The following is a 15,371-nucleotide window of genomic DNA, read 5'->3' on the forward strand; positions in this document are numbered from 1 at the left end:
CGGCACCGTCGACCTGCCCGACACCCTCGACCACCGCGCGGCCCAGCGGCTCGCCGCCGTCCTCACCGGCGGCACCGGCGAGGACCAGCTCGCCGTCCGCGCCTCCGGCGTCCTCGCCCGCCGCGTCGCCCCGGCGCCCGCGCCGTCCGGCGGTCCCGGCTGGAGCCCGCGCGGCACCGTCCTGGTCACCGGCGGCACCGGCACCCTCGGTCCCCACCTGGCCCGCTGGCTCGCCGACCAGGGTGCCCGCGACGTGGTCCTCACCAGCCGCCGCGGCGACAGCGCGCCCGGAGCGGCCGAACTCGTCGCCGACCTCGCCGAACGCGGCTGCACCGCCACCGTCGCCGCCTGCGACGTCACCGACCGGGACGCCGTCGCCGCGCTCCTGGACCGGCTCGCCGCCGAGGGCCGCACCGTCCGCAGCGTCTTCCACACCGCCGCCGTCATCGAACTCCAGTCGATCGACGAGACCAGCCTCGACGCCTTCGCCAAGGTCGTGCACGCCAAGACCGCCGGCGCCGCCCACCTCGACGAACTCCTCGACGACGACCAGCTCGACGCGTTCGTCCTGTACTCCTCCACCGCCGGCCTGTGGGGCAGCGGCCGGCACGCCGCGTACGTCGCCGCCAACGCCCACCTCAACGCGCTCGCCGAGCACCGCCGCGCCCGCGGCGCCCGCGCCACCGCGATCTCGTGGGGCATCTGGGCCGACGACATGAAGCTCGGCCGCGTCGACCCCGGCCAGATCCGCCGCAGCGGCCTGGTCTTCATGAACCCCGAACTGGCCCTCGCCGGACTGCGCCAGGCCCTCGACGCCGACGAGGGCGTCCTCGCCGTCGCCGACGTCGACTGGGACCGCTACCACCCGGTGTTCACCTCCTCGCGGCCCACCGACCTGTTCGAGGACGTCCCCGACGTACGGCGCCTCACCGAGGAGGCCGAGGCCCGCGCCGCCGACGGCGGCGAGTTCACCGGCCGGCTGCGCGCGCTGCCCGCCGCCGAACAGGACCGCCTCCTGCTGGACCTGGTCCGCTCCGAGGCCGCCACCGTCCTCGGCCACGCCTCCCCGGAGGTGCTGTCCGAACGCCGCGCCTTCCGCGACGTCGGCTTCGACTCCCTCACCGCCGTCGACCTGCGCAACCGGCTCGCCGCCGTCACCGGCCTCACCCTGCCGAGCACCCTCGTCTTCGACTACCCGGACCCGCTCACCCTCGTCGCGCACCTGCGCGGCCTCGTCGGCGGCCCCGGCACCGAGGACGACGCACCGGCGCGCACCACCGCCGCCGTCGACGACGAGCCCATCGCCGTCGTCGCCATGAGCTGCCGCTACCCCGGCGGCATCACCAGCCCCGAGGCCCTGTGGGACCTCGTCGCGGCCGGCGGCGACGCCATCACCGGCTTCCCCGCCGACCGCGGCTGGGACGCCGACGCCCTCTACGACCCCGACCCCGACAAGCCCGGCACCACCTACTCCACCCAGGGCGGCTTCCTCCACGACGTCGCCGACTTCGACGCCGCCTTCTTCGGCATCTCCCCGCGCGAGGCCCTCGCCATGGACCCGCAGCAGCGGCTCCTGCTGGAGACCGGCTGGGAGGTCCTGGAACGCGCCGGCATCGACCCCGCCACCCTCCGGGGCAGCCTCACCGGCACCTTCATCGGCGCCAGCTACCAGGACTACACGGCGGGCGGCGCCTCGACCGAGGGCGCCGAGGGCCACCTCATCACCGGCACCATCTCCAGCGTGATGTCCGGCCGCCTCGCCTACACCTTCGGCCTGGAGGGCCCGGCCGTCACCCTGGACACCGCCTGCTCCTCCTCGCTCGTCGCCCTGCACCTGGCCTGCCAGTCGCTGCGCAACGGCGAGAGCACCCTCGCCCTCGCCGGCGGCGTCAGCGTCATGGCCACCCCCAGCGCCTTCACCGGCTTCAGCCGCCAGCGCGCCATGGCCCCCGACGGCCGCTGCAAGGCGTACGCCGAGGGCGCCGACGGCATGAGCCTCGCCGAGGGCGTCGGCCTCGTCCTGGTCGAACGGCTCTCCGACGCCCGCCGCAACGGCCACCCCGTGCTCGCCGTGATCCGCGGCTCCGCCGTCAACCAGGACGGCGCCTCCAACGGCCTCACCGCCCCCAACGGCCCCTCGCAGGCCCGGGTGATCCGCCAGGCCCTCAGCAACGCGAACCTCACCCCGGCCGACGTCGACGTGGTCGAGGGCCACGGCACCGGCACCGCGCTCGGCGACCCCATCGAGGCACAGGCCCTCCTCGCCACCTACGGCCAGGGCCGGCCCGCCGACCGGCCGCTGCTGCTCGGCTCGGTGAAGTCCAACATCGGCCACACCCAGATGGCGTCCGGCATCGCCGGCGTCATGAAGATGGTCATGGCGATGCGCCACGGCACCGTCCCGCCCACCCTGCACGTGGACACCCCCTCCCGCCACGTCGACTGGAACTCCGGCGCCATCGACCTGGCCACCGACACCGTGCCCTGGCCCGAGACCGGCCGGCCCCGCCGCGCCGCCGTCTCCTCCTTCGGCCTGAGCGGCACCAACGTCCACACCGTCGTCGAACAGGCCCCCGACGCCCCCGACGCGGAGCAGCCGGGGACCGCGCCCGCCGCGGACCCCGACACCCTGCCGGCCGGAGTGCCGCTGGTCCTGTCCGCCCGTACCGCCCCCGCCCTGCGCGCCCAGGCCGGCCGGCTCCTCGACCACACCGGGGCCCACCCGGACGTCCCGCTGCTCGACGTGGCCCACTCCCTGGCCACCACCCGCGGCACCCTGGAACACCGCGCCGCGGTCCTGGCGGGCGACCGCGAGGGCGTGCTGCGCGCCCTGACCGCCCTGCGCGACGGCACCCCCGACGGCGCCCTCGTCACCGGCGCCCCCAGCCGTGGCCGCCTCGCCTTCCTCTTCACGGGGCAGGGCAGCCAGCGTGCCGCCATGGGCCGCGAACTGTACGGCCGCCACCCGGTCTTCGCGGACGCCCTGGACGCCGTCCTCACCCGCTTCGACCAGGAACTCGAACGTCCGCTGCGGGACGTGCTGTTCGCGGAGGAGGGCACCGAGGACGCCGCCCTCCTGCACGACACCGCCTACACCCAGCCCGCCCTGTTCGCCCTCGAAGTGGCCCTCTACCGGCTCGTCGAGTCCTGGGGCACCGTCCCCGACAGTGTCGCCGGCCACTCCGTCGGCGAACTCGCCGCCGCCCACGTCGCCGGCGTCCTCTCCCTGGACGACGCCTGCACCCTCGTCGCCGCCCGGGGCCGCCTCATGGCCGCCCTGCCGGCCGGCGGCGCCATGGTCGCCGTACAGGCCGCCGAGGACGAGGTGCTGCCGCTGCTGGCCGGCCTGGAGGACCAGGTCTCCCTCGCCGCCGTCAACGGCCCCCGCGCCGTGGTCCTGTCCGGCGAGGAGGACGCCGTCACCCGGATCGCCGCCCGGCTCGCCGGGGACGGCCGCAGGACCCGCGCCCTGCGCGTCAGCCACGCCTTCCACTCGCCGCGCATGGACGCCATGCTCGACGACTTCGCGCGGGTCGCCCGCGGCCTCACCTACCACCTGCCGTCCGTCCCGCTGGTGTCCACCGTCACCGGCGAACCCGCCGACACCGACGCGCTGCGCACCCCCGACTACTGGGTGCACCAGGTCCGCGCCACCGTCCGCTTCGCCGACGCCGTGCGCACCCTCGCCCGGCAGGGACACACCTCCTTCCTGGAGATCGGCCCCGACGGCACCCTGTCCGCCGCCGCCCGCGACACCCTCGACGCCGCCGACGTCACCGCGGCGCACGCCGAGGTGACCGCGGTGCCCGCGCTGCGCCGCGACCGCGACGAGGTCACCGCGCTCACCGCAGCCCTGGCCCGCCTCCACGTCCACGGCGCCCGCGTCGACTGGTCCGGCGTCCTGCACGGCACCGGTGCCCGCCGCGTCGACCTGCCCACCTACGCCTTCCAGCACAGCCGCTACTGGCCCGACACCACCCACGGGCCCGCCCCGACGCCGGCGGCCGGCCCGGCCGACGGCGCGGACGCCGCCTTCTGGTCCGCCGTCGAGCGCGCCGACCTGCCCGCCCTCGGCGCCGACCTCGGCCTCGACGACGACACCCTCGCCGCGCTCGTGCCCGCCCTGTCCGCGTGGCGCCGCCGCCGCACCGAACGGGCCGCCGCCGACGCCCGCCGCCACCGCGCCGTGTGGAAGCCGCTGGACGGCGCCCCCACCGCCCGGCCGGCCGGCACCTGGCTCGTCCTGCTCCCGGCCGCCGGCCCCGACACCGACGCGGCCGAACTGCCGGACGCCCTCGGCCTGCACGCCGTACGCGTGACCACCGACGGCCGGGACCGCACGGGCCTCGCCGACCTCCTGCGGGAACTCCCCGCGCCCGACGGCGGCTTCACCGGCGTCCTGTCCCTGCTCGCCCTCGGCGCCGACGACTCCGGTGCGGGCGACCCCGCCGGCCTCGGCGGCGTCCTGCCCACGGCCACCGCCGTACAGGCCCTCGGGGACGCGGGGATCCACGCCCCGCTGTGGATCCTCACCCGCCGGGCCGTCACCACCGGCCGCGCCGACCGCCTCGCCCACCCCGGGCAGGCCGCCGTACGGGGCCTCCTCCGGGTCGCCGCCCTGGAGCACCCCGAGCGCCGCTTCGGCGCCGTCGACCTCCCCGAACACCTCGACGCCCGGGCCGTACGCCGCCTGGCGCACCTCCTGGCCGAACCGGGCGACGAGACCGACCTCGCCGTCCGCGCCTCCGCCACCTACGCCCGCCGCCTGATCCACCACCCCGCGCCCGACGGCACCGCACCCCGACGCTTCGCCCCCGAGGGAACCGCCCTGATCACCGGCGGCACCGGCGCCCTCGGCGCCCACGTCGCCCGCCGCCTCGCCGGACGCGGCACCCCGCACCTGCTGCTGGTCAGCCGCCGCGGCCCGGACGCGCCCGGCGCCGCCGAACTCGCGGCAGAGCTACGGGAACTGGGCACCCAGGTGACGATCGCCGCCTGCGACACCGCCGACCGCGACGCCCTCGCCGCCGTCCTCGCGGCCGTACCCGCCGAACACCCCCTCACCACGGTGGTCCACACCGCCGGCGTGCTCGACGACGGCGTCCTCGACACCCTCACCCCCGAGCGGTTCGACACCGTCCTGCGGGCCAAGGCCCACTCCGCCGCACACCTGCACGAACTGACCCGCGACAGCGGCCTCACCGACTTCGTGCTGTTCTCCTCCACCGCCGGCAGCCTCGGCGCCGCCGGCCAGGGCAACTACGCGGCCGCCAACGCCTACCTGGACGCCCTCGCCGAACACCGCCGCGCCGCCGGCCTGCCCGCCACCTCCGTTGCCTGGGGCCCCTGGGCCGGCACCGGCATGGCCGGCGACGGCACCGGAGTGGAGGACCGCGTCCGGCGCGGCGGATTCACCCCGACGAGCGCCGAGGACGCGCTCGCCGCCCTCGACACCGCCGTCGAGCAGGGCGACACCGCGCTCACCGTCGCCGACATCGACTGGCAGCGGTACGCGGCGGTCTTCGCCGCCCACCGCCCCCTCGTCCGCGACCTGCCCGAACTGCGCGCCACCACCGCCGGCTCCACGGCTGCGGCCACCACCGCCGGTCCGGCGCTCGGCCGGGAACTCGCCGCGCTCACCGGACCCGCCCGGCAGCGGTACGTCCTGGACTTCGTGCGCGCCCAGGTCGCCGGCGTCCTCGGCCACCCCGACCCGGCCGCCGTCGAACCCGACCAGGCCTTCACCGACCTCGGCTTCGACTCGCTGACCACCGTCGAGCTGCGCAACACCCTCAACGCCACCACCGGCCTGAGGCTGCCCGCCACCCTCGTCTACGACCACCCCACCACCCGCGACCTGGCCGCCCACCTCCTCACCGAGCTGCTCGGCACCCTGCCCGAGCCGGCCGACGGCCGCGCCGCCACGGACACCACCGGACGCGCGAGCGACGACGACCCCGTGGTCATCGTCGGCATGGGCTGCCGCTTCCCCGGCGGCGTCGACTCACCCGACGACCTGTGGGACCTGCTGTACGACGGCCGCGACGCGATCACCGGCTTCCCCGCCGACCGGGGCTGGGACCTCGACACCCTCGCCCGCGGCGGCTCCGCCACCCTGGAGGGCGGATTCCTCGACGGCGCCGGCCTGTTCGACGCCGCCTTCTTCGGCATCTCCCCGCGCGAGGCCCTGGCCATGGACCCGCAGCAGCGCCTGCTGCTGGAGACCTCCTGGGAGGCCCTGGAGCGCGCCGGCATCGACCCGGCGGGCCTGCGCGGGAGCGCCACCGGCGTCTTCGTCGGCACCAACGGCCAGGACTACGCCACCATGCTGCGCCGCGGCACCACCGACGTGCAGGGCCACGCCGCCACCGGCACCACCGCCAGCGTCATGTCCGGACGGCTGTCCTACACCCTCGGCCTGGAGGGCCCGGCCGTCACCGTCGACACCGCCTGCTCCTCGGCGCTCGTCGCCCTGCACATGGCCGCCACGGCGCTGCGCTCCGGCGAGTGCTCCCTGGTCCTGGCCGGCGGCGTCTCGGTGATGTCCAGCCCCGACGCCTTCGTCGAGTTCACCGCCCAGGGCGGCCTCGCCGGCGACGGCCGCTGCAAGGCCTTCGCCGACTCCGCCGACGGCACCGCCTGGTCCGAGGGCGCTGGCGTCCTCGTCCTGGAACGGCTCTCCGACGCCCGCCGCAACGGGCACGAGGTGCTCGCCGTGGTCCGCGGCGCGGCCGTCAACCAGGACGGCGCCTCCAACGGCCTGACCGCCCCCAACGGCCGCGCCCAGCAGCGCGTCATCCGCGCCGCCCTCGCCGACGCCCGCCTCACCCCGGCCGACGTGGACGCCGTCGAGGCGCACGGCACCGGCACCACCCTCGGAGACCCCATCGAGGCGCACGCCCTCATCGCCGCCTACGGCGACGGGCGCGACCCGGAGCGCCCGCTGCTCCTCGGCACGGTCAAGTCGAACCTGGGCCACACCCAGGCCGCCGCCGGTGTCGCCGGCGTCATCAAGATGGTGCTCGCCCTGCGCCACGGCGAACTGCCCCGCACCCTCCACATCGACACCCCGTCGACCCACGTCGACTGGTCCGACGGTACGGTCTCGCTGCTCCGCGAGCGCCGCGCCTGGCCGGAGACCGGACGGCCCCGCCGCGCCGGCGTCTCCGCCTTCGGCGTCAGCGGCACCAACGCCCACGTCCTGCTGGAGCAGGCCCCGGCGGACGTCGAGCCGCACGGCGACGCGGCTCCCGTGGCGCCCACCGAGGTGCCCTGGCTCGTGTCCGCCCGTACCACCGAGACCCTTGAGGACCAGACCGGGCGACTGGTGTCGTTCACCGCCGCCCACCCGGACGTCCCGGCCCTCGACACCGCGTACACCCTGGCCGTCGGCCGCACCGCGTTCGAGCACCGGGCGGTGCTCCTCGCGGGCACCGAGGGGGAGCGGCCCGTCGAGGTGGCGCATGGTCGTGCGGTGGAGCGGTCGTTGGCGGTGCTGTTCTCGGGTCAGGGGTCGCAGCGGGCGGGGATGGGGCGTGAGCTGTATGCCCGGTTCCCGGTGTTCGCGGAGGCGCTGGATGCCGTACTGGCGCGTCTTGACGCGGAGTTGGAGCGTCCGTTGCGTGAGGTGCTGTTCGCGGAGGAGGGCACGCCCGAGGCGGAACTCCTCGACAGCACCGGTTACACGCAGCCCGCGCTGTTCGCGGTCGAGGTGGCGTTGTTCCGGCTGGTGGAGTCGTGGGGCGTGCGGCCGGAGTTCGTGGCCGGGCATTCCGTGGGGGAGATCACGGCTGCGCACGTGGCCGGGGTGCTGTCGCTGGAGGACGCGTGCGCGCTGGTCGCGGCGCGTGCCCGGCTGATGCGGGAACTGCCGTCCGGTGGTGCGATGGTGGCGGTGCAGGCGACGGAGGAGGAGATCGCTCCGAGGCTGACGGACGGCACCGCCCTGGCGGCGGTGAACGGTCCGGACGCGGTGGTGATCGCGGGTGTCGAGTCCGAGGTCGTGGCGCTGGCGGACGAGTTCGCCGCGCAGGGCCGCAGGACGCAGCGCCTGTCGGTCAGTCACGCCTTCCACTCGCCGCTGATGGAGCCGATGCTGGCGGAGTTCCGCCGGGTCGCCGAGAGCCTCGCCTACGCAGAGCCGGTCATCCCCGTCGTGTCCAACGTGACTGGTGAGGTCGCGGACCCGGGGCTGCTGTGTTCGGCGGAGTACTGGGTGCGTCACGTCCGCGGTACGGTGCGGTTCGCCGACGGTGTGCGGGCGCTGTCCGGTGCCGGTGTGAACGCGTTCCTGGAGCTGGGCCCCGACGGTGTCCTGACCGGGATGGCGGCGCGGGTGCTGGACGGTGGCGGGGACGTCGTGTCGGTGCCGGTGCTGCGCAGGGACCGTCCCGAGGAGACCGCGCTGCTCACCGCGCTGGCCCGGCTCCACGTCACCGGCGTCGACATCGACTGGGACGCCTGGTTCCGCGGGACCGGCGCCCGTCGTACCGAGCTGCCCACCTACGCCTTCCAGCGCGAGCACTACTGGCCCGAACCGGCCGCCGCGCCCGGCGCGGGAGCCGGGCAGGACCCGGCGGACGCCGCCTTCTGGGCCGCCGTGGAACGGGAGGACCTCCAGGCGCTGTCCGCCACGCTCGACCTGGACGACACCGTCCTGTCGAACGTGCTGCCCGCGCTCTCCTCGTGGCGCCGCGGGCTCAACGAGCGTTCCCTGGTGGACGGCTGGCGGTACCGGGTGACCTGGCGTCCGCTGACGGCCGGCGTCGGCAGGTCCCCGGCCGCCGGCGGGCCCCGGCTCGTCCTGATCCCCACCGTGCTCGACGGCGACCCGTGGGCCGAGGCCGTCGCCGGCGCCCTCGGCGCCGACGCGGTGCGCGTGGTCTGCGCCCCGGACGACACTGCGCTCGGCGGATGGCTGGCGGAGGCCGCCGACGGCACCGAGTACGCCGGTGTGGTGTCCCTGTTCGCGGCAGCGGCGGACGGCGGCGCCGACGGTGCCCTGCCGTCCGGTGCCGCCTGGCCCGACACCCTGCTGGACGCCCTGGACGGCGCCGGGATCACCGGCCGCCTGTGGGCCGTCACCCGGGGTGCCGTCTCCGTCGGCCGTTCCGACGCCGGAGCGGACCCCGCGCAGGCGGCCGTCTGGGGCATGGGCCGGGTCACCGCCCTGGAGCGGCCCGACCGTTGGGGCGGTCTCATCGACGTCGACCACGTGGCCGACGCCCGCACCGCCGAACGCCTGCGGGCCGTCCTGACCGTGACCGGACCGGACGCCGAGGACCAGGTCGCACTGCGCGCCTCCGGCGCCTACGGCCGGCGGCTGGTCCGGGCGGCGGCACAGCGCCCGGACGCCCCGTGGCGGCCCACCGGCACCGTGCTGGTCACCGGCGGCCCCGAGGGCTTCGCCGGCCACGTCGCCCGCTGGCTGGCCGGGAACGGCGCCACCGGCGTCCTGCTGGCCGTCCGCGGCGAAGCCGACGCCCACGCGCTCGACGCGCTGCGGGCCGAACTCGCCGAGCTGGAAACCGAGTTCACCGTGGTGGCGTACGACCCGGCGGACCCCTCCGTCCTCGCCGACGCGGTGGACGCCCTGCCCGACGGCCGTCCGCTCACCGCCGTGATCCACACCGGCGACGACGGCGCCCCCGCCGAGGAAGCCGGTGCCCCCGGCGCGGACGCACTCCTCGCCGCCGTGCGCCGGGACCTCGACGCGCTGGACGCGGCCACCGGGGACCGGAACCTGGACGCCTTCGTCGTGTTCGGCTCCATCTCCGGGGTCTGGGGCGTCAGCGGTCAGGGAGCGGGCGCCGCCGCGGGCGCCTACCTGGACGCCGTCACCCAGGCACGCCGGGCGGACGGCCGTACCGCGGTCGCCGTCTCCTGGGGCGCCTGGTCCGGCGCCGGACCGGACGGGCTCGCCGCCCACCTGCGCGCCAACGGCCTGCCCGCGATGGACCCGAACCGGGCCCTGACCGTGCTCGGCGCGGTCGTCGGCGACGCCGTCGCCGACCCGTCGGCACCGGCCTCGGTGACCGTCGCCGACGTGCTGTGGGACCGCTTCGCGCCCGCCTTCACCCGCACCCGGCCCGGCCGCCTGTTCACCGAACTGCCCGAGGCGCGGCGCGCGCTGGACGTGGCCGGCGGCGGCGACCGCACGGACGCCGGCACCGCCGACACGCTCCGCACCCGGCTGCGGCAGCTGGACGAGCGGGACCGGCTCCCGTACGCCCTGGACCTGGTCCGCACCGAGGTCGCCTCGGTGCTCGGCCACGCGGGCGCCGACGCCGTACCCGCCGAACAGGCCTTCAAGGACCTCGGGTTCGACTCGCTGACCGCCGTCGACCTGCGCAACCGGCTCGCCGCCACGACCGGGCTCACCCTGCCCGCCACCCTGGTCTTCGACTACCCGACACCCACCGCGCTCGCCGCGCACCTGCTGACCGGGCTCCTCGGCGAGGACACCGGCCCGGCCACCCCGGCCGCGCGCGGGACGGACGCCAGGGCGGCCGACGACCCGATCGTCATCGTCGGCATGAGCTGCCGCTACCCGGGCGGAGTGCGTTCGCCCGAGGACCTGTGGGAGCTGGCCGTCGCCGGCACCGACGCCATCGGGGCCTTCCCCACCGACCGCGGCTGGGACCTGGACCGGCTCCTGAACGGGGACCGGGACGGCCGGGGCCGCAGCGTCACCCGCCACGGCGGCTTCCTGTACGACGTCGCCGACTTCGACCCCGACTTCTTCGGCATCTCCCCGCGCGAGGCCCTGGTCATCGACCCGCAGCAGCGGATCGTGCTGGAGGCCGCCTGGGAGGCCCTGGAGCGGGCCGGCATCGACCCGGCCGGGCTGCGCGGCGGTGACACCGGCGTGTTCGTCGGCGGCGGCAGCGGCGACTACCGTCCCGCCATCGGCCAGGTCGGCCACGTCGAGACCGCCCAGTCGGCGAGCCTGCTCTCCGGCCGGCTGTCCTACACCCTCGGCCTGGAAGGGCCCTCGGTCAGCGTCGACACGGCCTGCTCGTCGTCGCTGGTCGCGCTGCACCTCGCGGCGCAGGCCCTGCGCAACGGCGAGTGCTCCATCGCCCTCGCGGGCGGTGTCACCGTGATGTCGACCCCGGTCGGCTTCGTCGAGTTCGGCGAGATGGGCGCGCTGTCCCCGGACGGCCGCTGCAAGGCCTTCTCCGACGACGCCGACGGCACCGCGTGGGCCGAGGGCGTGGGCATGCTCGTCGTCGAGCGGCTCTCCGACGCCCGCCGCAACGGCCACCAGGTCCTCGCCGTGCTGCGCGGCTCCGCGATCAACCAGGACGGCGCCTCCAACGGCCTCACCGCCCCCAACGGCCCCTCCCAGCAGCGCGTCATCCGCAAGGCGCTGGCCGCGGCCGGTCTCACCGCCCGCGACGTCGACGCCGTCGAGGCGCACGGCACCGGCACCGCGCTCGGCGACCCGATCGAGGCACAGGCCCTGCACGCCACCTACGGCCAGGACCGTGACCGCCCGCTGCTGCTCGGCTCGCTGAAGTCCAACCTCGGCCACACGCAGGCGGCCTCCGGTGTCGCCGGCGTCATCAAGATGGTCATGGCGATGCGGCACGGCACCCTGCCGAAGACCCTGCACGCCGGCACGCCGTCCTCGCACGTCGCCTGGGACCCGGACGCCGTACGGCTGCTGACCGAGACGACCGCCTGGCCCGAGACCGGGCGTCCGCGCCGCGCGGGCGTGTCCTCCTTCGGCGCCAGCGGCACCAACGCCCACGTCGTCCTGGAGCAGCCCACGGCCGACGCCACGGCGCCGGCCCCGTCCGCCGGGGACAACCCGGCGGCCGCGGGACCGCTGCCGGTGGCCCTGTCCGCCGTCACCCGGGACGCCCTGGCCGAACAGGCGGACCGTCTGCTCGCCCGGCTCACCGACGGCGCGGACCCGGCCGCCGCGCACTCCACCGCCTCGGTCGCCGACCTGGCGCTGTCCCTCGGCACCACCCGCTCGGCGTTCGAGCACCGCGCCGTGCTCGTCGCCGCCGACCGGGCCGAACTCCTCGACGCGCTCACCGCGCTCGCCGGGGACCGGACCGCCCCGAACGTCCTGCGCGGCCGCGCCGCGCCCGGCGGCCGGACGGCGTTCCTCTTCCCCGGCCAGGGCTCCCAGCGGCCCGGCGCCGGCCGTGGACTGTACGACCGGTACCCGGTGTTCGCCGAGGCCCTGGACGCCGTCGCGGCCCGCCTCGACCCGGAGCTCGACCGGCCGCTGCGCGAGGTGATGTTCGCGGAGGAGGGCACACCCGAGGCCGCCCTGCTGGACACCACCGGCTACACCCAGCCCGCGCTGTTCGCCCTCGGCGTCGCCCTCTACCGGCTGGTCGAGTCCTGGGGCGTCCGCCCGGACCTGCTGGCCGGGCACTCCGTCGGCGAGATCGCCGCCGCCCACGTCGCCGGGGTCTTCACCCTGGAGGACGCCTGCACGGTCGTCGCCGCCCGCGCCCGCCTGATGCAGGCCCTCCCAGCCGGCGGCGCCATGATCGCCGTACGGGCGAGCGAGGAGGAGGTCGCCGCACGGCTCGGCGACCGGATGTCACTGGCCGCCGTCAACGGCCCCGACGCGGTCGTGGTCTCCGGCGACGAGGACGCGGTCACCGCCCTCGCCGAGGAATTCACCGCACTCGGCCGGAAGACTAGGCGTTTGCGGGTGAGCCATGCGTTTCACTCCCTGCACATGGACGCCATGCTCGAGGACTTCGCAAGGGTCACCCGGAGCGTGTCGTACACCGCGCCCACGCTGCCCCTGGTGTCGAACCTCACCGGGGAGACGGCCGCACCGGAGCGGGTGTGCGACCCCGGGTACTGGGTCGAACACGTCCGCGGCGCCGTCCGGTTCGGCGACGGGGTACGCACCCTCGCCGCCCGCGGCGCCACCCGCTACCTGGAACTCGGGCCCGACGGCGTGCTCTGCTCCCTGGCGCAGGACACCTTCGACGCCCTCGCCGACGACAACCGCCCGGCCCCGGCCGCCGTACCGGCGCTGCGCACCGGACGCGACGAGGAGCGGTCCCTGATCGGCGCGGTGGCCCGGCTGCACGCCGCCGGCCAGCCCCTCGACTGGGCCGCGCTGCTCGACGGCACCGGCGCCCGCCGCGTCGACCTGCCGACGTACGCCTTCCGGCGCCGCCGGTTCTGGCCCGACGCGGCCCCCGCCACCCCGGACACCGCGGCCGGCGCGGGGGACGACGACACCGCGTTCTGGGCGGCCGTCCAGGGCGAGGACTTCGACGCCCTCGCCGGTGACCTGGGCGTCGACGGGGAGTCCCTGTCCCGGGTGCTGCCCGCCCTGCGGGACTGGCGCCGCAAGCGCGGCGACCAGACCACCGTGGACGGCTGGCGCCAGCGCATCGCCTGGCGCCCCCTGAACCGGGCCACCACCGGCGCCCCGGCCGGCACCTGGCTGGCCGTGCTGCCCGCCCAAGGCGCCGACGACCCGTGGACCGCCGAGGTGCTGCGCCTCCTCGGCCCCGCGACCGTCCGCCTGGAGGCCACCGGCGCCGACCGGGCCGGCCTCGCCGCCCGGCTGCGCGAACTCAGGAACGACGAGGCCCCGTTCACCGGCGTGGTGTCGCTGCTCGCCCTCGCCGAGGGCGGCGACCCGCAGGCACCCGGCACCCCGCTCGGCGCCACGCTCACCACCGCGCTGCTCCAGGCGCTCGGCGACGCCCGCGTCGACGCACCGCTGTGGTGCCTCACCCGCGGCGCCGTCGCCGTCTCGCCCGGCGAGAGCGTGCCCGCGCCGCTCCAGGCCGCCGTGCACGGCCTCGGCCGGGTCGCGGCCCTGGAATACCCGCACCGCTGGGGCGGCACCGTCGACCTGCCCGACACCCTCGACGAGCGGTCCGCGCGGCGGCTCGCGGCGGTCCTCGCCGACCCCGAGGGCGAGGACCAGCTCGCGATCCGGCCCGCCGCCGTCTTCGGCCGCAGGCTCGCCGCCGTACGGCCCGGCACCCCCCGCGACTGGCAGCCCACCGGCACCGTCCTGATCACCGGCGGCACCGGCGCCCTCGGCGCCCACGTCGCCCGCCGCCTCGCCGGCGCCGGGGCCCGCCACCTGGTGCTCCTCAGCCGCGGCGGCCCCGACGCGCCCGGCGCGGGCAAGCTCCGCGCCGAGCTCGCCGAACTCGGCGCCGAGGTCACCCTCACCGTCTGCGACACCGCCGACCGGGACGCCCTGGCCGCCGTCCTCGCGGACATCCCCGCCCACGCGCCCCTCACCGGCGTCGTCCACACCGCGGGCGTCCTCGACGACGGCGTGCTCGACAGCCTCACCCCCGAGCGGTTCGAGGCGGTCTTCCACGCCAAGGTCACCGGCGCGCTCCTCCTGGACGAGCTGACCCGCGGCCACGACCTGGACGTCTTCGCCCTGTTCTCCTCCGCGTCCGCCGCGGTCGGCAACCCCGGCCAGGGCAACTACGCGGCGGCCAACGCGGTTCTCGACGCCCTCGCCGAACGCCGCCGCGCCGACGGCCTGCCCGCCACCTCGATCGCCTACGGCGCCTGGGGCGGCGACGGCATGGCCGGCGACGGCCGCGCCGCCGCCCTCGCCCGGCGCACCGGCATCCGGCCGCTCGACCCGGACCTCGCGGTCCTGGCGCTGCGCCAGGCCGTCACCGGCAGCGACCCGGTCGCGGTCGTCGCCGACGTCGACCCCGAGCGGTTCGTACGGGCCTTCACCACGGTGCGGCCCAGCGCCCTGCTGACGGAGATGCCCGCCCACGCCGCCCTCACGGCCGCCGCGGCCGCCGGCGGAGACGACGCCGGACGGGCCGCGCCCGAACTGCGCGACCGGCTGGCCCGGCTGCCCGGCAACCGGCGCCTGGGTGCGGTGCTCACCCTGGTGCGGGAACGCGCCGCCGACGTCCTCGGCCACACCGGAACCGACCTGGTCGGCCCCGACCGGGCCTTCCGCGACCTCGGCTTCGACTCACTCGGCGCCGTCGAGCTGCGCAACCAGCTCGGCGCCGCCACCGGACTCACCCTGTCCGCCACCCTCGTCTTCGACCACCCCACCCCCGCCGCCCTCGCCGAGCACGTCCTCGGCCGGCTGCTGCCAGCCGGCACCCCGGGCGGCGGGACCACCGGCGAGACCACCGACGAGACCGCGCTGCGCGCCGTCCTCGCCTCGGTGCCCCTCGACCGGCTGCGTGAGATCGGCGTCCTGGAACCGCTCCTGAAGCTCGCCGGACGGGCCCAGGCACCGGCGGCCGGGACACCGGCGCAGGGCACCGGCGCCGAGGACGTGTCCGACGCGTCCATCGACGCCATGGAGGTCGACGACCTCGTGCAGGCGGCACTCAACGGCAACCTCGACGAACAGCGGGACTGACGGAGCG

Annotated in this window: 1 protein-coding gene (only partly in view); it reads left to right on the plus strand. The window is 76.7% G+C overall.

The features are described from left to right. A protein-coding gene (locus ACF1DX_RS29560; RefSeq protein WP_391794181.1) for a type I polyketide synthase crosses the window boundary here: on the plus strand, positions 1 to 15,364 show its 3' portion. It extends 13,295 nt beyond the left edge of the window; the window shows 15,364 of its 28,659 coding nt (coding positions 13,296-28,659); its start codon lies beyond the left edge, outside the window; the stop codon is at positions 15,362 to 15,364. The last annotated feature ends 7 nt before the right edge of the window (positions 15,365 to 15,371 follow it).

Source organism: Streptomyces sp. NPDC014676 (assembly GCF_043084105.1).
Lineage (GTDB): Bacteria > Actinomycetota > Actinomycetes > Streptomycetales > Streptomycetaceae > Streptomyces.